Raw genomic sequence first — 20,286 nt, 5'->3', positions numbered from 1 at the left:
CGCGCTTGAGTGCGCAGCGCTCACTGCTTTTTTGGGGCTGCTACGCAGCCCAGCGGGAGCAAGCTCCCTCGCCACAGAAGCGCAGTTTCCGGCCGAGGGGTTATGACCTATCCCAATACGGCACCTCGCCAAAACACTCAACAAAGTAATCAATCACCGTCCTGACCTTCACCGACAAGCGTCGGCTGCCCGGCCAGAGCACGGCGATCTGCTGCGGTTCCAGGCTGTTAGACACCTGATAGTTCCTCAGCACCGGCACCAGCCTGCCGTTGCGCACCGCTTCACCGATCAACCATGACGGAAACATCACCAGCCCCAAGCCCTGTTCGGCGGCTTGCGTCAGGGTGTCGGCGTGGTTGCCGGTGATCGGCCCTTTCACCGAGTACGGCGTCCACTGTTGCTGGCCCTTGCGAAAAAACCAGCGTTGCAGCCCGGACACGCCTTTGTAGGCCAGGCACTGATGTTTGGCGAGGTCGTCAGGATGCTGCGGCGTGCCGTGGCGTTCCAGGTAAGCGGGACTTGCCGCGACCTGAAAACGCTGGGGCGCCAGAACCCGCGCCTGCATGCTGGAGTCGTGCAGCGGGCCGATGCGAAACAGTAGATCCGCACCTTCCTGCAACGGTGCGACGTAGCTGTCGGTTTGCTGGATATCCAGTTGCAGCTTCGGATAGCGCGCGCACAACTGCCCCAGCCACGGCGTCAGATGCCGCTCGCCGAACACCACTGGCGCGTTGATCCGCACCAGTCCGCTCGGTTCGCTCTGTTGTTCTTGCAACGCCTGTTCGGCTTCCTCCAGTTGCACCAGCACTAGTCGCGCGTGATCGCCGAGCACTCGCCCGGCCTCGGTGGGCGTCACGGCACGGGTGTGACGGTAGAGCAATTGCTGGCTGAGGGCCTGCTCCATCAACTGGATTTGTCGGGAAATCGAAGAGGGCGCCAGGCCCTCACGGCGCGCGACTTCGGAAAAACTGCCATGGTCGAGCACCGCGACAAACAGCCGAAGTGCCTTGAATCCCAGTTCGTTGAGGCCGTGCATGGTGATTCCTGCTGTGCGAGTTACGCAAAAGTGTTGTCTGGATGCTCCCATTTATCGCACAGCAACGCCAACCGATAATGCGCGCCATATTTCCTTTAACGGTGTTTTCTTATGCAGTCTTCCTCTCTCGACAACGTTGGTGCAGTAGCGACGCCCGTCACGCAGCCGGGGTTGCGGCTGTTGCTGCTGCCGCTGGTGATTCTGGCCGGCATGGGCCTGTCCGTGGAGGCTGGTTTGCTCGGACCGTTGGGCGTTCAGGTCGGGCACTTGTGGGCGACCTTGAGCATTTTCGGCGTCGGCTCGGCGATCCTGTTTTTCCTGTTGCTGCTCAGCGGCCCGCAAAAGGGACCGGCCTTGAGCGAGCTGCCGCGCTGGCAATTGATCGGCGGTTTTCTCGGGCCGGTCTATGTGGTGGTGCTGACGTTGGCGACGCCGCACATCGGTATTGCGATGACCATGATCGCGATTCTTTCCGGGCAGGTCGGCAAGAGTGTGCTGATCGACCATTTCGGCTGGTTCGGCGCCACCCGTAAAAAGGTCAACGCTGAACGCTGGCTGGCCTTGCTGCTGATTGTCGCGGCGCTTGTTCTGATTGCTCGGGGGTAATGATGAATCTGATTATTTTGTTGGCGGTGGTCGTGGCGGCTGGTGCGGTTTTGAGTGTGCAAGCGGCGATTAATGGGCGTTTGGGCGAGACGGTCGGTGTGTTGCGCAGCAGTTTGCTGACCTTCGTGGTGGGCGCGGTGTTGACCGGGTTGCTGATTGTGTTTTTCGAGCCTACCCATGCGGTGAGCCTGCTGGAGGTGCCGAAGTGGCAGCTCGGCGGGGCGCTGTTTGGGGTGGTCTACATGATGGTGATGGTCGGCGCGGTGCCGCGGGTCGGGACTGCGGTGGCGACGGTGGCGGTGATTGTCGGGCAGTTGGGGATGGGGATGTTGATCGATAATTTTGGCTGGTTGGGGAATCCGGCTATCGAGTTGTCGGGGAGTCGGGTGTTGGCGATGGTGCTTTTGGGGTTGGCGCTTGTGTTCATGTATCGCAGTAGTCGGTGTGCGGTTTGACCTTGGCGGCCTCTGGGCCGACCAGGCTCCTGGGGTTTTGTGTACATATCCGTTGCTGCGGTAACGGCGGCTTAGGGTTTCGCCCTTACGGCGACTCACTTTTTTGACAAACGCCTCAAAAAAGTAAGCAAAAAAAACGCTCGCCCCTTACGTACGGCCCCTCGCTAGGGCTCGGGGTTCCTTCGCTCCGGCATTCATCCGGGGGCATCGCCTCCGGTCTGCTTCGCGACGACCTCCTCTCGATGTGTGCGGCTTCGCCGCACGGCGCTACGCGCCCACCCCCGGATAAACGCCTCCACTCAGCCTGCCGATGGGGCGGGTGGATCAAGATCAAGAGCGGCAGGCGAGCTAACGCTCGGCCTGTGGAGTGGTGAAGAGCATAAGTGCACCCCAAACCATTGTGGGAGCTGGCTTGCCAGCGATGGCGTCCTCACAGCCAACCAATCCCTTTCAGATACACCTAATCCAACTGTGGGAGCCAGCCTGCTGGCGATGGCGGCCTGGCAGCCGACCAAAATCTTGCAGATATCCCCACTCACTGTAGGAGCATGGCTTGCCAGCGATGGCGTCCTCACAGCCAACCAATCCCTTTCAGAACACCCAATCCAACTGTGGGAGCCAGCCTGCTGGCGATGGCGGCCTGGCAGCCGACCAAAATCTTGCAGATATCCCCGCTCACTGTGGGAGCTGGCTTGCCAGCGATGGCGTCCTCACAGCCAACCAATCCCTTTCAGATACACCCAATCCAACTGTGGGAGCCAGCCTGCTGGCGATGGCGGCCTGGCAGCCGACCAAAATCTTGCAGATATCCCCGCTCACTGTGGGAGCTGGCTTGCCAGCGATGGCGTCCTCCAAACCACCAAATCTCTTCCAACTGTCCCTTCACCAACTCCTACACTGGTAAAACGGGCCATCAACCCAACCCCCGACGACCACCACAAAAGGAGTCAGCTCCATGTCCGATGACCGTAAATGTGACTGTCCGAAATGCAACTGCAATCTTGGCGAGCATCCGATCGTGCGGCACGGCAAGCACTATTGCTGTGAAGCCTGCGCCAAGCATCACGAACACGGTGAAGAGTGCAGCCATCAAGGCTGCAAGTGCGCTCACTGAAAAGCATCGCACAAAGGAATGTGGAGCCTGGTCGGGCTCCACATCCGGTTTCAAGCTTTTCCGCGTGTTCGCTGTCAGTTGGCCGGCCGCCATTTGACATTTTCCACGCCGAATTTTTCTGCCATCGGCTTGCTGGTCTTTTGCACCTTTTCACGGCCAAAGCGCGGGATTCTTCCGATCCCTGCGTCGCAGCTCGCCCAATGCCAGGCCTCGGCGTTGTCCATTTTTTCCAGACGGATAATGAACGACTTGGGGGCGCCGTGAAGGGTGTATTCAATGACGAAAAGTTTTGCGTTGTTCATAAAGCCCTACTTCCTCCCTGTTGTACTTAGAAGGATCGCGGGCCACCGGGAAAATTCAGTCGGATTGTCAGGCGGTTGCCGTTGCTGGCGGCATCGGCGTCGCCTCGTTACCATGGTATGTCCCCCCAACCCAATGATCATTGACCATGGCCCTTGCCGCCCCGCCCGATTTGAGTGATACCGATGTGCCGGTGCAACCGCTGGCGCGGACCTACCCGCGCGGGTTGTTCATCGAGCCGCATGAGCATGTCTGGGGGCAGTTGCTGTACGCGATGAGCGGGGTGATGTGGGTCGAGACGCCGCAAGAAGCGCTGGTTGTGCCGCCGCAACGCGCCGTGTGGTTGCCGCCGGGTGTGCCCCACGGGATTCGCGTGGTGTCGGACCTGCAAATGCGCAATATCTATCTGCGCCCATCCCTGGCCGCGACGCTGGATGACAGCGTGCAGGTGATTGAGGTGGGCGGGTTGTTGCGCGAGTTGATCGTTGGTCTGGTGGAGCAGGGCGACGACGGTGCTCCCGAATATTACGAAGCGTTGGTAGGCCTGGCGCTACTGGAGCTCAAGCGGGCCAGGCGCTCGCTGCTGAAGATCCCGTTGCCGGACGATTCCGATCGGCGTTTGATGAATCTCTGTCAGGCGGTCATGGCCCAGCCATCGCTGGATATTCCCTTTGAACAACACGCCGAAAATGCCGGTGCCAGCGTTCGTACCCTCGCGCGGTTGTTTAAGGATGGGCTGGGCATGGGTTTCGCCGAGTGGCGGCGGCAGGTGCAACTGGCGATGGCGGCGGCGGAGTTGATCCAGGGTGTGCCGGTCAGTGCGATTGCCCGGGAACTGGGCTATTCGCCCAGCAGTTTCAGCGACATGTTCCGTCGGGCGTTGGGCGTGGCGCCTTCGCAGTATTCAGCGACGCAGTCCCAAATCCAGCCCTGACGTAAACCCTGTAGCAGCAGCCGAAGGCTGCGTTCGGCTGCGCAGCAGTCGTAAAACCTGCGTTCGTGATCTGACTGACACCCCGCTTTGCCTGATTTCACGACTGCTGCGCAGCCGGACGCAGGCTTCGCCAGCTGCTACAAAGTTGTGTTGTGTTCGGCGTTGGTGTTTTGGCCGAAATTCAGAAGCACTTGGCCGGTGTTCGCGGCCCTCCCTCTCTAGACTCCAGGCATACCTCAATCGCCCACGGAGTCTGCCATGAGCTACTTCATTTCATTGGTTATCGGTCTGGGTGTCGGTCTGCTCTACGGCGCCCTGGATTTTCGTTCGCCCGCGCCACCGGCCATTGCGCTGATAGGCCTGTTGGGCATGCTCGCCGGTGAAAAACTCTGGCCGATGGGCCGGCAGTTGGTCGCTGGCTGGATTTCCTGAAACCTCTTCGCCTACTCGATGGATACATTCATGAAAGCATTACAGTTCGACAAAACCGGCGACCTCGCGGCCCTGCGCTACGTCGACGTGCCGACGCCCGTTGCCGGTGCTGATGAAGTCCTGGTGGAGATCAAGGCCGCCGGTCTTAATCCCAGCGACGTAAAGAACGTTTTGGGACGCTTTCCGTACACCACGCTGCCGAGGATTCCCGGCCGTGATTTTGCCGGTGTCGTGGTGCAAGGCCCGCAAGCGCTGCTAGGACAAGAAGTTTGGGGAACGGGTCGCGAATTGGGTTTCTTCGCCGATGGCTCCCACGCGCAGTTCGTCAAACTGCCGGCCAATGGCGTAGCCCTCAAACCGACGCATTTGAGCTTCGCTCAAGCCGCCAGCCTTGGCGTGCCCTACACCACGGCGTGGGATGCGCTGGAACGCAGCCTGGTGACCGCCGAAACCCGCTTGCTGGTGATCGGTGGTGGGGCGGTGGGCAGTGCCGCGCTGGCACTGGCGAAGGTGCGGGGCGCCAAGCTGCTGGCGGCGGCGCGCCGGCCGGAGCAGGTCAAGGACTTGCAGGCCCAGGGTTATCAAACGCTGCAACTGGATAAACCCGAGGATCTGGGCGCGCAAGTCAATGCTGTGTTCACCGGTGGCGCCGATGTGATCTTCGACACTACCGGCTTCTGGCTGCCGGCCTCCGTTGCGGCTTTGGCCCCATTCGGGCGCATTGCAATCATCGCCGCGCCAGTCGATGGCATGGTGCAGTTGCCGGCGCTGGCGTTGTATCGCAAGGGCGGTTCGGTGGTGGGGATCAACTCGTTGCTGTATGGCGTGCAAGCCTGTGCGGCGATGCTCGACCAGTTCGGCAAGTTCTTCGATCAGGACTTGCTGCCGTTGCCTCAGGGGTTGTTCGAAACGCCTTTGGCTGAAGGGCTGGAGCGATATGCGGAAGTGAATCAGGGCAGTGGCGACAAGGTGATTCTGTTGCCGTAAGTCGATCCTTCAAAATCGCGTTGGTATAAACTCCTCGCATTATTTTGCGAGGAGTCCCTGATGAGCGAGCCGATCCGCCTGACCCAATACAGCCACGGCGCTGGCTGTGGCTGCAAGATTTCCCCCCAGGTGCTGGAAGTGATTCTGGCCGGCAGCGGCGCGCAGAATCTGGACCCGAAACTGTGGGTCGGCAATGCCTCGCGCGATGACGCGGCGGTGTACTCCATCGATGAAGAGCGTGGCGTGGTGTCGACCACCGACTTTTTCATGCCGATCGTCGACGATCCGTTCGATTTCGGGCGCATTGCCGCCACCAATGCCATCAGCGATATCTACGCCATGGGCGGCGATCCGTTGATGGCGATTGCGATCCTCGGCTGGCCGGTTAACGTACTGGCGCCGGAGATTGCCCGGGAAGTGATTCGCGGTGGTCGTTCGGTGTGTGACGAGGCGGGTATTCCACTGGCCGGCGGCCATTCCATCGACGCGCCGGAGCCGATCTTCGGCCTGGCCGTCACCGGCCTTGTGGAAAAGCGCCACATGAAGCGCAACGACACCGCCACCGCCGGTTGCCTGCTGTACCTGACCAAACCCCTGGGCATCGGCATCCTCACCACCGCCGAGAAGAAGGGCAAGTTGCGCAACGCCGACATCGGCCTGGCACGCGACTGGATGTGCACCCTGAACAAACCCGGCAGCCGCTTCGGCAAGCTTGAGGGCGTGACCGCGATGACCGACGTCACCGGTTTCGGCCTGCTAGGGCATCTGGTGGAAATGGCCGATGGCAGCGACCTGACCGCGCGTATCGAATACGACCGGGTGCCACGCTTGCCGGGCGTCGAGTATTACCTCGAACAAGGCTGCGTTCCCGGTGGCACCTTGCGCAATTTCGACAGCTACGCCAGCAAACTCGGGCGCCTGCAGGAATTGCACAAGCGCGTGCTGTGCGATCCGCAGACCAGCGGTGGCCTGTTGATCGCCGTCACTCCTGAGGGCAATGCTGAATTCCTCAAGGTCGCCGCCGAGCTGGGCCTGGACCTGGCGCCGATCGGCGAACTGGTTGAGCGACAGAGCAACGCGGTCGAGGTGTCTTGATGCCTGTCGACTATACCGATTACCGCGACATCTTCCTCAACGACCGGCCGATGATGGATGCCCGTGCGCCGGTTGAATTTACCAAGGGCGCGTTTCCCGGCGTGATCAACCTACCGCTGATGAACGATCACGAGCGGCAGCGGATTGGCACCTGCTACAAGCAACACGGTCAGCAGGCCGCCATCGAACTGGGTCATCAATTGGTCTCCGGCGCCATCAAGGCCGAACGCATCCAAGGATGGGCGGATTTCGCCCGGGCGCATCCCGATGGGTTTTTGTATTGCTTTCGTGGCGGTTTGCGTTCGCAGATCGTCCAGCGCTGGCTCAAGGACGAGGCGGGCATTGACTACCCGCGCGTCGGGGGCGGCTACAAAGCCATGCGTACATTCCTGCTGGACACCGTCGACCAGGCCGTCGCCCAGTGCGATTTCGTTTTATTGGGCGGCATGACCGGCACCGGTAAAACCGAAGTGCTGACGCAATTGAGCAACGGGCTGGACCTGGAAGGTCACGCCAATCATCGCGGTTCAAGCTTCGGCAAACGCGCCACGGGCCAACCGTCGAATATCGATTTCGAGAATCGTCTGGCCGTGGATCTGCTGAAAAAGCGCAATCACGGCCTCGAACAATTCGTATTGGAAGACGAGAGCCGCGCGATCGGCAGTTGCGCGTTGCCATTGCAGCTGTTTCAGGGCATGCAGCAGTTTCCGATGGTCTGGCTCGAAGACAGCCTGCAAGGGCGGGTCGAGCGGATCCTGCGCGATTACGTGGTGGATTTGTGTGCCGAGTTCATCGCTGTGCATGGCGAGGAAGGCTATGCGCTGTTTTCCGAGCGCTTGCTGGCGAGCTTGAACAATGTGCAGAAGCGTTTGGGCGGTGAGCGGCACCGGCGGATGTTGATCCTGATGGAAGACGCGTTGGCCGAGCAGGGGCGCAGCGGCGCGGTGGATCTGCACCGAGGCTGGATCGAAGGGTTGCTGGTTGAGTATTACGACCCGATGTATGTTTTTCAGCGGGAGAAGAAGGGTGCGCGGATCGAGTTTGCGGGGGAGCGGGGGGCGGTTATCGAGTACTTGCGGGAGCGGGTGAGTCAGCGAGGGTGAGGGTGCTCATGCCGGCCTCATCGCTAGCAGGCTAGCTCCCACATTTGATTTTTGCCGGACACAAATTCTGTGTTCACTGAAAACTACTGTGGGAGCTAGCCTGCTAGCGATGAGGCCCGCCCAGACACTGCAAAACTCAAGTCGGGCAAGTCTCCTGCCCATTATCCAGCCCCTGCTTGTAGACATGGCTTTGCAGGCTGGCCTTGCCGTTGTGCCAGGTCAACGTCAGCACATACAGCGAATCGAAGTCGCTGGATTCCCAATCTTCGGTGATCTTCTGCTTCTTGCCGACAGCTTCCCCGGCGACCTTGTTGATCAGTTCCGGCAGATAGCCGTGGGACCAGGCGGTGTAGATCACCGAGTTGTGGTACTTGTCGTGGAGCAGTTCATCGGCCAGGTCGCTGGTGTCGTTGGCCGAATATTTGATGTTCACCGGCAGGCCGAGCTTGATCGCGCTGGGGCTGATGGTCATCAATGGGCGGATGTAGCTGTAGGAATTGTCCAGCTCACCTTCCTCGACGTTGCGCGTCGGGTTGGCGGCAAACACGTAGTTGGCCTTGCCGAATTTTTCCGGAAGCAAGGTCGCCAGATCGATTGCGCGGTTCAGGCCCTGGCAGTTGAGCTGGCCCAGGCCACCCTCGGGTTTTTCGGCGTGGCGCAGGAACACCAGCGTCTGAGTGCCGTCCACCGTTTGGGCGCGGCTTTCGCGGGACTCAAGCAACATGAACAACGCGCTGGCCGCCAGCAGGGCGGGCAGGAATATATAGGCGCGATGTTTGAAGCGATTGGCGAGTTTCAGAAAATTCTTCATGGAAAAAAGGGTTCTTCAGCGTATTGGGTTAAGGCTGACAAACCTTTACACCGCGACTTTTCCTGAGTCGGGTGTTTTCCATGTCGTGGAGCCGGTCCGTTTCAAATGGGCAGTGCTCAGAGTCCTCTGAAGCCCATTGGTTCGATTCCGGCCGAGAGCGCAGCAATCTACCGGTAACCTTCAACGAGTTGCAGCGAAGGTTATCGACAGGATGTTGCGGATTTATGGACACCCTACACTGAAGGCCTGAAAGCACACTGTGATCTGCATTGATCTCGACCATCAGCGTTATTGATGGCGCTAACGGTCTCAATCCGTGTGATCTCCATTATCATCGGCATTCTCAATTTTCTCGTGGATCCAACCCATGACCGATTTGTCTGCGTTCCCCATCACTCAAAAATGGCCGGCCCAGTATCCGGAGTGGATTCAGCTGTACTCCTTGCCGACCCCCAACGGCGTCAAGGTCTCGATCATGCTCGAAGAAATCGGCCTGCCTTATGAGCCGCATCGCGTTGGCTTCGACACCAACGACCAGATGTCCCCGGAATTCCTGTCGTTGAACCCCAACAACAAAATCCCGGCCATCCTCGATCCCCACGGCCCGGATGGTCAGCCGTTGCCGCTGTTCGAGTCCGGGGCGATCCTGATTTACCTGGCCGACAAGAGCGGGCAACTGCTGGCCAAGGAAGGCGCGACTCGCTACGAAACCATCCAGTGGCTGATGTTCCAGATGGGCGGGATCGGTCCGATGTTCGGCCAGCTCGGTTTCTTCAACAAATTCGCCGGCAAGGACTACGAAGACAAGCGTCCGCGTGACCGTTATGTCGAGGAAAGCCGACGCCTGCTCAGCGTCCTCGATAAACGTCTGGAAGGGCGTGACTGGATCATGGGCGAACGCTACACCATCGCCGATATCGCGACGTTCCCGTGGATCCGCAACCTGATCGGCTTCTATGAGGCCGGTGATCTGGTTGGCATCCAGAATTTCCCGAACGTCACCCGCGTACTCGAGAAATTCCTGGCGCGGCCGGCGGTGAAGCGTGGGCTGGAAATCCCGAACCCCATCACCAACTGATACACCGCAAACCCTGTGGGAGCGAGCAAGCTCGCTCCCACACATATTGTCCCCCGATTTTCAGGATTGCCCATGTCCAGCCAGTTCCCCGAAGCACGTCCACGCCGTCTGCGCCGCAATGCGAGCCTGCGCAGTCTGTTCCAGGAAACCGAATTCAGCCTGAACGACCTGGTGCTGCCGATTTTCGTCGAAGAAGAAATCGATGACTTCGTGCCGATCAAAAGCATGCCGGGTGTGATGCGCATTCCCGAGTCGAAACTGGCCGGCGAGATCGAGCGCTATGCCCGCGCCGGGATCAAGTCGGTGATGACGTTCGGCGTGTCCCATCATCTTGACGGTAATGGCAGCGATACCTGGCGCGAGGATGGTCTGGTTTCGCGCATGTCGCGCATCGCCAAGGATGCGGTGCCGGACATGATCGTCATGTCCGACACCTGCTTCTGCGAGTACACCGATCACGGCCATTGCGGCGTGCTGCACAACCATGAAGTCGACAACGATCAGACCCTGATCAACCTCGGCAAGCAAGCGGTGGCGGCAGCCAGCGCCGGGGCTGATGTGATTGCGCCTTCGGCGGCCATGGACGGGCAGGTCCAGGCGATTCGTCGGGCGCTCGATCAGGCCGGGTTTACCCAGACGGCGATCATGGCCTATTCGACCAAATTCGCTTCGGCCCTTTACGGCCCGTTCCGCGAAGCCGGCGGCAGCGCGCTCAAGGGTGATCGCAAAAGCTATCAGATGAACCCGATGAACCGCCGCGAGGCGCTGCGCGAATCGCTGCTGGACGAACAGGAAGGCGCCGATGCGCTGATGGTCAAACCGGCAGGTGCGTACCTGGACATCATCCGCGACATCCGCGAAGCCTCGCGTTTGCCGCTGTCGGCTTATCAGGTCAGCGGCGAGTACGCGATGATCAAGTTCGCCGCGCAAGCTGGCGCCATCGATGAAGACCGTGTGGTGCGCGAGAGCCTCGGGGCAATCAAGCGGGCCGGGGCGGATTTGATTTTCACCTACTTTGCGATGGATCTGGCGTTGGCGGGGATCTGACCTCACCACAAAAAAACTGTGGGAGCCAGCCTGCTGGCGATTGCGGCGTGTCAGACACATAGATGCTAAATGTGCTGCCGCCATCGCCAGCAGGCTGGCTCCCACAGGGGGATGGGGTGTTTTTCAGGATGCGCCAAAAAACGGCCGAATCCCCTGATGACTGAAATACCGCTCAATCACCTTCGGATCGGAACTCGTCTCGGCAATCGCCACATAGGTATCGGGCCGCAACAGGTAAAAGCCGTTGCGCCCCAGGCCCGCGGTTTCAAACGCCGGTCGCCAGTCGAACACATGCAGCGGCAAATGATGCTCGTTGCACCAGGCGATCATCTCGTCACTGGTGTCGCCATACACATGCACCTGCCAGCCCGCACACTTCAACGATTCGAAATTGTCGCCCTCGCCATCGTGCGCCCAAGGCAGGCGGTCGCCGCCATGGACGTGTCCGGCAACACCCGTGCTCAACGGCATGCCCCGGTAATTCAGGGTGATTTGCGAGACCGTGCGGAAGAGGAATTCGCGGGAGGTTTCAAACGAAGCCATTTTCGGAATCAGGAACGGCGCCAAGCGCGTGCGCAGCAGGTCGGCGATGCGGCCTTCGGCGGTGGCGAACGTGAAGACCCGGTCGGTGGTGGCCACCAGTTTGCGGGCAAACGCGATGCGCTCGGTTTCGTAGGTGGCGAGCAATTTGGCCTCGGCACCGCCGCTCAATACGGCCGCGAGCTTCCAGGCCAGGTTGATCGCATCGCCAATGCCGGTATTCATGCCCTGGCCGCCGGCGGGGCTATGCACATGGGCCGCGTCGCCCAGTAGAAACGCGCGTCCGGTGCGGAAGTGATCCGCCACCCGATGATGCACGCGATAGGTCGAGAACCAGTTCACTTGCTCGATCTTCACCTTCATGTGCTCGATGGCCTGGCTGCTGACGTCTTCGAATCGCAGGGTTTCGGCGTGCTCGGCGCGTTCGTCGCGCACCGTGCCGATCAAGCGCGCACGGCCTTGGCCGTCCAACGGGAACACGGCGAGGAAATCCGCTTCATCGAGATCCAGGTGCAGTTCGCCATTGGCCGTCGGTCCGCTGGTCTGCACATCGGCAACATAGAAAATCTGCTGATAAGTCCCACCGGGAAACCCGGTGTCGAGGGTTTTGCGCACGATTGAACGAGCGCCGTCGCAACCGGCGAGATAACAGGTCTGACAGGTTTCCTGCTGGCCGTCGGGCAGGCGCAACGTGGCGGTGATGCCATCGCCGGTTTCCTCGAAACCGAGCAACTCGGTGTCGCGCTCGACAGTAATGCCGAAGGTGGCGAGGCGTTCGATCAGCAGACGTTCGTGTTCATCCTGCGGGAAGATTTCGAGGAACGCGTAGGGCGTGAGGCCTTCGCCGACCCGGCTCAGCGGCAGGCGCACCACAGGCTTGCCCTTGACCCAGAAATTGGCCGCCGCCACGCGGTGGCCTTTTTCCACGATAGCGTCGGCAAGGCCGAGCTGGCGATACAACTCCAGCGTTCGCGCCTGTACGGCCAACGCCCGGGACGTGGTGCCGGGTGTCGAGGTTTTATCGAGAATCCGCACGCGGATTCCCAGTTTGCTCAGCCACAGTGCCAGTACCAGCCCGGTCGGCCCGGCGCCGATGATCAACACGTCGCTACGCTGCATGAGCCTGTCCTCCTTTCCGTGTGCAGCAAGTATGGTCCAGCCTTGCGGGGCGGCCAGGTTGGCCGCCAAACGGAAATGATCGACAGGCAATGCATTCAGCGATCAGAAGTCGATCGTGCCCGACAACTTCGCCGTCCGTGGTTCACCCTGGGTCAGGAAGCCGCCCTGGGCCGATTCCCAGTACTCCTTGTTGGCCACGTTCTCGACGTTGAAGCGCAAGGTCACGTCTTTTTCCTGAACCCTGAAGGCATACCGCGCACCAGCGTCGAAGCGGTTCCAGGTCGGCAGGCTGAGGTTGTTCGCCGCGTCGGCATACTGACCGCCGGTGCGCAACATCCGCCCGTTGAGGGCGACGCCTTGCAGGCCGGGGACATCCCAATCGACGCTGGCGTTGAACTGGAAGGTCGGTACGCCGATGGCGTGGTTGCCGTCGTTGAGGCCGTCCTGGGTTTTTTTCAGTTCGGTGTCCATGACCGTCACGCCACTGAGCAGGCGCAGGCCTTCAAGCGGTTCGCCGAACACGTTGAGCTCCACACCTTTGTTTACCTGCTCACCGTCGTGAATGAACTCTGCCGTGGTGGCATCGATGGCTTGGGTGTAGCCATCCGCCGGTTGCTCGATGCGATACACACCGAGAGTGGCGCCATAGGTTCCCATGTCGACTTTCACGCCGGCTTCGATCTGTTTGGAACGGGCCGGTGAAAAGGCTTCGTTACCGTTGACCACCACGCGCGAGCCGGCAGTGGTCGGCGCAATCGGACCTTCGGCCAGGCCTTCGATGCGGTTGGCGTAGAACGACACGTGTTCCCACGGCTTGAACACGATGCCGTAGACCGGAGTGGTGATCGATTTGTCGTAGTTGGACGTGCGCGGCCCGGAACCATAAGCGTAGTTCTGCACCACCAGTTGCTGACGCCGCACACCGACGGTCACCAGCAACCGGTCATCCATGAAGCCCAGGGTGTCGGAGGCCGCGCCACTGCGGGCGAAGGTTTTGCCGGTGATGCCGGGATCGTGCAAGTCGCCGCCGGAGAAGCCAGGCTGGGGCGCCGGCACGTCTACAGGGTGATAAATGTTGTTCGGGTATTGAGTCAGGTCAAAATCGAAGGCGTTGCGCTGTTGGGTCCAGACGCCCGCCAGGCCAAGGTTGAGTTGGTGGGTGACCGGGCCGGTGGCGAATCTGCCACGCAGGCCACCCATGGCGCTGGTGTTGTCCTCGTCATGGGGAATGAACGAGCCGGAGGTGGTGGAGCTGCCATCGTTACCGACCAGGGTGGTGCCGTCGTAGTTGCCGACCTCGCGAGTGTGCTTGGCGCCGGCAGCGACATAGGCCGTCCAGCTCTCGTTCAGGTCGTATTCGGCGCGCAGCATGCCGAAGGTGTCTTCGATCTGGCTGAAGCCCCACTTCTGCGCGTAGTTGGTGTCGGCCGATGGCGCATCCGGGATGTGCGTGGTATTGCCCAGGTTCACCGAGCTGCGGCCAGCGTTGATGCGTTCCTTGGAATAGATGAAGTCGCCGGAAATGCGCAGGGCATCACCGCGGTAGTCCAGGCCGATGGCGAACAGCTTGGAGCGCTGGTTTTCATCGTCGATGGCGGTGTCGCCTTCGCGCTGGGACAGGTTGATCCGCGCACCGAAGCGGTTGTCTTCGCCAAAGCGCTGACCGACATCGATGTGCTCGCCGATGCGGCCGTCATCGCTGATGTCCATGGTGAAGCGTCGCAAGGGCGTATCGACGGCGCGCTTGGGTTGCACGTTGACGCCGCCGCCGATGCCGGAGCCGGACGGGGTCACGCCGTTGATGAAAGCGTTCGGGCCTTTGAACACTTCGACGCGCTCCAGGGCATCGGTGGAAATGATCTGCCGCGGCAGGATGCCGTACAGGCCATTGAAGGAAATATCGTCGCCGTTGAGCGGCAGGCCGCGGATCATGAAGGTCTGCGCCTGGTTGGAAAACCCGGAGGCCTGGCGTACCGACGAATCGTTGAGCAGTACATCACCGACGTTTTCGGCTTGCTGGTCGCGGATCAGTTCTTCGGTGTAGGCGGTGACGCTGAAGGGCACGTCCATGATGTCCTGGTTGCCCAGCACGCCCAGTTGCCCGCCCCGTGCGACTTGCCCCCCGGCATACACCGGAGGCAGATCCGGTGGCACCGGGGCTTCGGCGTTGACGTTGACATCGCCCAGCACTAGCGGTTTTCCTTCGGTGGGTTCGGGCGTTGCCGCATAGGCTGTCATGGACATTGAGCAGAGCAGGGCGAGCAGGGTCGGGCGAAAAGGAACGCAGGGAAGGGCTGGAGAAGTCATGGTCCGGTCCTGGGCGGCGCGCCGCCGATAGGTAAGTTGGAACGGCGCGGGTACTCCTTGCGCAAATGCGACTCCAGATACAAATGGTAGTTGTTCCCAAATGTATTGCAAAAACCGTTTGTCATTACGGTGTGCAGGTAAAGATTTGGAGGCGAATGGGCTTCAGGTCTGTGTCAGTCTCAAGGAACAGCGGCGCTGCACGAGGGTCATAGCCAGCACCATGCCATCGGCCTTATCGTCGACCCGGCGCATCGAATGACCAGGAGCCACATGCACGCCCATCGATTGATCATGAGCCTCGCCGCGTTGTTGGTGCTCGCCGGTTGCAGCAGTCAACGGACCCAGGAGCCACCGGCGCGCAAACCCGCCGAGGTCAAGGCGGAAATCGTGCGCCTGCTACCGGCGAAAACCGTCGACCGCCAGGGCTGGGCCACGGATATCTATGCGGCGTTTGCCGCGCAGAACATCGCGCCGACCACGCAAAACCTCTGTGCGGTACTGGCCGTCACCGAGCAGGAGTCGACCTTTCAGGTTGATCCCACGGTGCCCGGCCTGGGCAAGATCGCCCGTGACGAGATCGACCGCCGGGCAGCCTCGGCGCACATTCCCGGTCTATTGGTCAGTGGCGCGCTGCGGGTCAATTCGCCCAATGGCAAAACCTACAGCGACCGCTTGAATGCGGCGCGCAGCGAGAAGGAGCTGAGCGCGATTTTCGATGATTTCATCGGCATGGTGCCCATGGGCAAGACGCTGTTCGCAGGCTTCAACCCGGTGCACACCGGCGGGCCAATGCAGGTCAGCATCGAGTTTGCCGAGCAACAGGCCAAGGATTATCCCTACCCGGTGGACGGTTCGATCCGCCGTGAAGTCTTTACCCGTCGTGGCGGGATGTACTTCGGCATCGCCCATTTGCTCGGCTATCCGGTGAATTACCCGCAGCCGTTGTATCGCTTCGCCGATTTCAACGCCGGTTGGTACGCCAGCCGCAATGCCGCGTTCCAGAATGCTGTGAGTCGGGCTTCGGGCATCCCTCTGGCGCTGGATGGCGACCTCGTTCGCTACGGTTCGATCATGCCCGGCACCACGGAACTGGCGGTGCGCACCCTCGGCAAGCAACTGGACATGCGCAATCCGACAATCAGGGATCAACTGGAGGAGGGCAACACGCTGGCGTTCGAGAACAGCAAGCTCTATCAGCGCGTCTTTGCATTGGCGGAAAAGGCTGAAGGGCGGCCACTGCCCCGCGCGGTACTGCCGGGGATCGTGCTGCAAAGCCCGAAAATCACCCGCAAACTCACCACGGCATGGTTTGCCAAACGGGTCGATGAGCGTTACCAGCGCTGCATGGCGCGCTGACACAGACCTGAAAAAAAGCATGAAAAAGCCCGGCTGATCAGGCCGGGCTTTTTGTTGGGTGTTGCGGTGAAGCGATTTGCTTAGGCGACGGCGTTGCCTTTCAGGCGATCAGAGCCATCGGCGGCAACTTCATTGCCTTTCAGGCGATCCGAGCCATCGGCGGCGACGGTGTTGCCTTGCAGACGATCCGAACCATCGGCGGCGACGGTGTTGCCTTGCAGGCGATCAGAACCATCAGCAGCCACTTCGTTACCTTTCAAACGATCCGAACCATCGGCAGCGACGCGGTTTTCGATCAGGCGATCAGAACCGCCTTCAGCCACACGATTCTGGATCAGACGATCCGAACCACCTTCAGCCACACGGCTTTCGATCAGACGATCCGCGCCGCCTTCAGCGACTACGGGTTGAGCAGAAGTTGCGGCGAAAGCGTTAACTGCGAAGATCGAGAAAGCGATGCTGATGATGGTTTGGCGTTTCATGATCGTGTGCTCCGGGGTGTAATGGGTTGGTATGGAGCTGATGTTACGCCGCGCAATTTTTAAGAGAACTTCATTGACGTGATTGTGAACATCGACGGCATTGATAGAGCGAGCGACATACCTGTCGTGCGGCTGATGATGCCGCTCAGAGCACTTTCACCGCGCGCCCGATGAACTGAATCGGCCCGGTCGGTTTGCCGATCGGCGAGCCATTGGGGTTTTCCAGGGTCAGTTCGAATAACTGGTTCGGTTCCAAGGGCGGCAATTTATCCAGCGGCACCGAGAGTGTTTGACCCGGTTTCACCAAACCGAGGGACACCGGCCCCTGCCAGCCTTCGCCTTTGGTCCAGAATTCCAGCGCCTTGTCTGCGGGCACCTCCACAACGCCCAGCGGGATCAACTGGATTTCCCTCAGGTTGCTGGCCTGGATCACCCAGCCCGGAGCCTTGTCCTGCGGGGCGACCAGCACCACGAGGTAGGTCGGTTTGACCGTGGTTTGCGTCAGCAACATCGTGCCGAGCAAAAGCGTCGCGGCCAGCCCGGCACCGGCGAGCCCACGCCACAGCGGCAAGCGGTTCCACCAGGACGCCGCCGTTGGTTGGCGGTTCAGGGCATTCAGGCTGCGTTCGATGCGCCGCCACAAATGTGTCGATGGAGTGTACGGTTCGGCCAGTTCGGTCAGGCCCAGCAAGCGGCGTTCCCAGGTGTCTATCGCGGTGCGCAGCCCGATATCGCTGTGCAGGCGTCGCTGAACTTCCGTTCTCTGTTCGGCCGACAGCGTCCCCAGCACGTATTCACTGGCCAGTTCATCGAGCGCTTCCGGGGTTTCGTCGGTGGGTCTGGTGATCATCCCATGCACTCCCGCAATGCCGTCAGGCTCCGCTTGATCCAGGCTTTGACGGTGCCCAGCGGGGTACCGAGTTTGTGTGAAATCTGCGCGTGGGAATAGCCGTCGACGTAGGCGTGCACAATGCAACTGCGTCGCGCCGGTTCCAGTTGTTCCAGGCACAGATGGATGCGTGCCGAGTGTTCCTGTATTTCGAAGGTTTCCACGTCGTCCGGCAGATCGACATCGCCCTGCACCTCGCGGCTGTGATCACGCAGGTGGTTGAGTGCCAGATGCCGGGTCACGCTGAACATCCAGCCTCTGGCCGAACCCCGCGCCGGGTCAAAACGCCCGGCGCCGCTCCAGATCTTCAGGAACGCATCGTGGACGATGTCCTCGGCCAGCGCCGTGTCGCGCACCAGACGCTTGGCCACTCCCAGCAACCGCGGGCTCTCCTGCACATACAAATCGCGCAGGGCCTGACGCTCACCGCGAGCGCAGCGAGCCAGGTGCTGTTCGTAATCAAAAAGCGGTTCGGGCAGGGACACTGTTCTCGGCCGGCAATGGGGTGAAATGTCGAATGCAATCTAGCAAACAAACGGCACTCCTGTAGGAGCAACGCGGCTCCCCCAGGAGGTCCAGTCGGATTCCGGGCCTCAACTGGCCGCCCAGAAAATATAATCCGCCTGATACTTCACCACTTCCTGCTTGCCCTTGTTGGCCGTCGTGCACTCGGTGCCCGGCGCGACGCCACCCTTGAGGGCAACACGCTGGATGTAACTCACGCCGCTCATGGCGCCTTTGCCTTCGGCCGGGTTGGCCTTGACCAATTGGTACGGCAGGTTGCCCGGACTCGATGGCGCGACAGCCAATTGGGTGCCCGTGACTTTCGACCCGTCCTTGGCTTGCCAGGTGGCCGGTGGTCCGAAATAGGTGCCAACCTGCTTGCCGCTGCGATCATTGAGCACGGCTTTGGGGCCGACGAAGGTCCATTCGGTCTGGCCGGCTGCGTTGGCTTTGTCCCGGCACTCGTAGGTAATCTCGCCGACCCCGGTGGTTTCCATGGCGACCTTGTGCCCCTCCGGTACCTTGATGCTGTCGGGCAGGCCGGTCTGGGCGTAGGCCGCAGGGATGGCGGTGAACAATCCGACAAGGCAAATCAGCTGTTTGGCGTTCATCAAAAGCTCTCCGAAAGTAAGTACTGCGCTCGATAGCAACAGGGGCTGCTACAGGTACTACCCTTGGCTAAGCGTTTTGGATGCAGTGCGCCGAAGAAATTTTTCAACGGGGTCTGAGTCAGCTACTAAAGAGCAACCCAAGGAGGTGTGTATGTATCAGCTCTATGGTCATAAGAATTCGGGCGCGGCGGCGATCGAGGCCGCACTGGAGCTGTGTGAGATTCCTTATCGTTTCATCGATGTCGAGTCATCCCCGGAGGCCGCCCAGGCCCTGGAAAAGCTCAACCCGCTCAAGCAGATCCCCACGCTGCAACTGCCCGATGGCGGCATCCTCACCGAGAGCGCCGCGATCCTGATTCATCTCGGGATGATGTTTCCCCGCTCGAAGTTATTGCCGTATGAAGCCGCCGAACGAGACCAGGTCATTCGCGGGATGGTGTACATCGTCAGCAATTGTTATGCGGCCATTGGCATCATCGATTACCCCGAACGCTGGCTGGTCAGGGCGGATGAGGCGTCGCGAGAAAATCTCATGGCTGGCGCCCGGCAGCGTCTTCACTGGAGTTGGGAAGTGTTTGCCGACCAGTTTTCCGCTGAGCTGTATCTGGAGGACGAAAAACCTGGTGCACTGGATGTGCTGGCCGCGGTGATTACGCGATGGGCCGGGAGCCGGGAGCATTTGCGCACGACCCGACCGGGGTTTTTCGCGTGGCTGGAACGCATTGATCGGCATCCGACACTGGCACCGGTCTTCGCCCGGCATTGGCCCGCGCCCTTGTAGGAGCAAGGCTTGCCCGCGATGAACGATGACTCGGTTGGCCTGAAAACCGAGGTGCCTCAATCGCGGGCAAGCCTTGCTCCTACAGGACTCGCATTACTCGCCGCGAATGTACTGCTCCAGCTGACGAATCAATTCAGCCTGTTCGGCGATGGCTTCCTTGACCAGGTCACCGATCGAGAGCAGGCCGATCAACTTGCCGTTTTCCACCACCGGCAGGTGACGCAAGCGTCTGTCGGACATGATGCCCAGGCAGGTGTCGACGGTCTGGTGGGTGTCCACGGTGATCACCGGCGACACCATGATGTCGCGCACCGGCGTACCCACCGAAGAACGGCCATGCAGCACCAGTTTGCGCGCGTAGTCCCGTTCGCTGATGATGCCCAGCACTTGGTCGTTTTCCACCACCAGCAAGGCACCGACGTTCTTTTCGGCCATTTTCATCAGCGCTTCGAGCACCATGTGATCCGGCTTGATCTGGTGCACTTCCTGGTTTTTCTGATCTTTCAGCTTGAGCAGTTGCGCGACGGTTTTCATGGCGGTTTCCCGGGTGTTGTCGTTGTTATTGAAGAATCGTAGACGCAAGCGTTCAGGGCAAGGGCGAAAGCGGCAGATAACACTCAAAAAACGTCATTCGGCGGTTTTTCTTGCGTAATCCTCGAAAAGATCACGCGTAGAATCATCACCCTGAATCAAATCTGA

General features: G+C 60.4%; 22 protein-coding genes. 12 read left to right on the top strand and 10 right to left on the bottom strand.

The features are described 5' to 3' along the window. Positions 1-100: 100 nt before the first annotated feature. A complete protein-coding gene (locus V6Z53_RS23515; protein WP_338582027.1) occupies positions 101-1,036 on the bottom strand; it encodes a LysR family transcriptional regulator in 936 nt (311 codons plus the stop codon). Between the two features lie 111 nt (positions 1,037-1,147). Between V6Z53_RS23515 and V6Z53_RS23510 the strand changes: the two genes are divergently transcribed. From V6Z53_RS23510 to V6Z53_RS23500, 3 genes are all read left to right on the top strand, one after another. After that, entirely contained in the window at positions 1,148-1,642 is a 495-nt protein-coding gene (locus V6Z53_RS23510; protein WP_338582025.1) for a DMT family transporter, read from the top strand. Then, the gene (locus tag V6Z53_RS23505; protein WP_338582024.1) at positions 1,642-2,097 is read left to right on the top strand and encodes a DMT family transporter; all 456 of its coding nucleotides are present in this window, start codon (positions 1,642-1,644) and stop codon (positions 2,095-2,097) included. Before V6Z53_RS23510 ends, V6Z53_RS23505 begins: the two co-directional genes overlap by 1 nt. A gap of 955 nt (positions 2,098-3,052) precedes the next feature. Further along, on the top strand, positions 3,053-3,211 hold the full coding sequence (locus V6Z53_RS23500) for a metallothionein (protein ID WP_338582023.1): 159 nt from the start codon (positions 3,053-3,055) through the stop codon (positions 3,209-3,211). Positions 3,212-3,285: 74 nt separating this feature from the next. Here the strand turns inward: V6Z53_RS23500 and V6Z53_RS23495 are convergent, their stop codons facing one another. Next, positions 3,286-3,513, bottom strand: a complete 228-nt coding sequence (locus V6Z53_RS23495) for a DUF6555 family protein (protein WP_338582022.1) — start codon at positions 3,511-3,513, stop codon at positions 3,286-3,288. Between the two features lie 146 nt (positions 3,514-3,659). Here V6Z53_RS23495 and V6Z53_RS23490 point away from each other — a divergent pair, with 146 nt between their 5' ends. The 5 genes from V6Z53_RS23490 to mnmH all read left to right on the top strand — a co-directional run bounded on the left by V6Z53_RS23490 (position 3,660) and on the right by mnmH (position 8,062). Next, complete coding sequence (locus V6Z53_RS23490) at positions 3,660-4,445, top strand: helix-turn-helix transcriptional regulator (RefSeq protein WP_338582021.1); 786 nt, start codon at positions 3,660-3,662, stop codon at positions 4,443-4,445. Between the two features lie 258 nt (positions 4,446-4,703). Then, the gene (locus V6Z53_RS23485; RefSeq protein WP_192304656.1) at positions 4,704-4,877 is read left to right on the top strand and encodes a DUF1427 family protein; all 174 of its coding nucleotides are present in this window, start codon (positions 4,704-4,706) and stop codon (positions 4,875-4,877) included. A gap of 30 nt (positions 4,878-4,907) precedes the next feature. Beyond that, positions 4,908-5,864 carry a zinc-binding alcohol dehydrogenase family protein gene (locus V6Z53_RS23480; RefSeq protein ID WP_338582019.1) on the top strand — a complete coding sequence of 319 codons (957 nt, stop codon included), beginning with the start codon at positions 4,908-4,910 and terminating at the stop codon, positions 5,862-5,864. A 60-nt stretch (positions 5,865-5,924) separates the two neighbouring features. Then, positions 5,925-6,959, top strand: coding sequence for a selenide, water dikinase SelD (gene selD, locus V6Z53_RS23475; RefSeq protein ID WP_338582018.1), 1,035 nt, complete (start codon positions 5,925-5,927; stop codon positions 6,957-6,959). Beyond that, a complete protein-coding gene (mnmH, locus tag V6Z53_RS23470) occupies positions 6,959-8,062 on the top strand; it encodes a tRNA 2-selenouridine(34) synthase MnmH (RefSeq protein ID WP_338582017.1) in 1,104 nt (367 codons plus the stop codon). The genes selD and mnmH overlap by 1 nt, the downstream gene beginning before the upstream one ends. A gap of 136 nt (positions 8,063-8,198) precedes the next feature. Here mnmH and V6Z53_RS23465 read toward each other — a convergent pair whose 3' ends face one another. Next, positions 8,199-8,873, bottom strand: coding sequence for a histidine phosphatase family protein (locus V6Z53_RS23465; protein WP_338582015.1), 675 nt, complete (start codon positions 8,871-8,873; stop codon positions 8,199-8,201). A 367-nt stretch (positions 8,874-9,240) separates the two neighbouring features. Here V6Z53_RS23465 and V6Z53_RS23460 point away from each other — a divergent pair, with 367 nt between their 5' ends. After that, positions 9,241-9,951 carry a glutathione binding-like protein gene (locus V6Z53_RS23460; RefSeq protein ID WP_338582014.1) on the top strand — a complete coding sequence of 237 codons (711 nt, stop codon included), beginning with the start codon at positions 9,241-9,243 and terminating at the stop codon, positions 9,949-9,951. Between the two features lie 72 nt (positions 9,952-10,023). Beyond that, positions 10,024-10,998: a porphobilinogen synthase gene (gene hemB / locus V6Z53_RS23455; protein WP_338582013.1), complete on the top strand. Its 975-nt coding sequence runs from the start codon at positions 10,024-10,026 to the stop codon at positions 10,996-10,998. Between the two features lie 123 nt (positions 10,999-11,121). Here the strand turns inward: hemB and V6Z53_RS23450 are convergent, their stop codons facing one another. Continuing rightward, positions 11,122-12,657: an FAD-dependent oxidoreductase gene (locus V6Z53_RS23450; RefSeq protein WP_338582011.1), complete on the bottom strand. Its 1,536-nt coding sequence runs from the start codon at positions 12,655-12,657 to the stop codon at positions 11,122-11,124. A gap of 102 nt (positions 12,658-12,759) precedes the next feature. Further along, positions 12,760-14,964: a TonB-dependent siderophore receptor gene (locus tag V6Z53_RS23445; RefSeq protein WP_338582009.1), complete on the bottom strand. Its 2,205-nt coding sequence runs from the start codon at positions 14,962-14,964 to the stop codon at positions 12,760-12,762. Positions 14,965-15,234: 270 nt separating this feature from the next. Here V6Z53_RS23445 and V6Z53_RS23440 point away from each other — a divergent pair, with 270 nt between their 5' ends. Further along, on the top strand, positions 15,235-16,320 hold the full coding sequence (locus V6Z53_RS23440) for a DUF1615 domain-containing protein (RefSeq protein WP_338582007.1): 1,086 nt from the start codon (positions 15,235-15,237) through the stop codon (positions 16,318-16,320). 80 nt (positions 16,321-16,400) lie between these two features. Here the strand turns inward: V6Z53_RS23440 and V6Z53_RS23435 are convergent, their stop codons facing one another. From V6Z53_RS23435 to V6Z53_RS23420, 4 genes are all read right to left on the bottom strand, one after another. Then, on the bottom strand, positions 16,401-16,802 hold the full coding sequence (locus tag V6Z53_RS23435) for a hypothetical protein (RefSeq protein WP_338582005.1): 402 nt from the start codon (positions 16,800-16,802) through the stop codon (positions 16,401-16,403). Positions 16,803-16,947: 145 nt separating this feature from the next. Further along, positions 16,948-17,652, bottom strand: a complete 705-nt coding sequence (locus V6Z53_RS23430; protein ID WP_338582004.1) for an anti-sigma factor — start codon at positions 17,650-17,652, stop codon at positions 16,948-16,950. Then, positions 17,649-18,176 (bottom strand): sigma-70 family RNA polymerase sigma factor, encoded by a 528-nt coding sequence (locus V6Z53_RS23425; RefSeq protein WP_338582003.1) that lies wholly within the window; start codon positions 18,174-18,176, stop codon positions 17,649-17,651. Before V6Z53_RS23425 ends, V6Z53_RS23430 begins: the two co-directional genes overlap by 4 nt. A 108-nt stretch (positions 18,177-18,284) precedes the next feature. After that, positions 18,285-18,806 carry a DUF3455 domain-containing protein gene (locus V6Z53_RS23420; protein ID WP_338582002.1) on the bottom strand — a complete coding sequence of 174 codons (522 nt, stop codon included), beginning with the start codon at positions 18,804-18,806 and terminating at the stop codon, positions 18,285-18,287. A 151-nt stretch (positions 18,807-18,957) separates the two neighbouring features. On the opposite strand from V6Z53_RS23420, the gene V6Z53_RS23415 reads away from it, so the two are divergent. Next, positions 18,958-19,587, top strand: a complete 630-nt coding sequence (locus V6Z53_RS23415; RefSeq protein ID WP_338582001.1) for a glutathione S-transferase N-terminal domain-containing protein — start codon at positions 18,958-18,960, stop codon at positions 19,585-19,587. Positions 19,588-19,680: 93 nt separating this feature from the next. Here the strand turns inward: V6Z53_RS23415 and V6Z53_RS23410 are convergent, their stop codons facing one another. Then, entirely contained in the window at positions 19,681-20,121 is a 441-nt protein-coding gene (locus tag V6Z53_RS23410; protein WP_084323695.1) for a CBS domain-containing protein, read from the bottom strand. Between the last annotated feature and the right edge of the window lie 165 nt (positions 20,122-20,286).

The organism is Pseudomonas sp. MAG733B, assembly GCF_036884845.1.
In the GTDB taxonomy this organism is placed as follows: Bacteria; Pseudomonadota; Gammaproteobacteria; order Pseudomonadales; family Pseudomonadaceae; genus Aquipseudomonas.
This window is presented reverse-complemented; position numbering and strand designations above follow the sequence as displayed.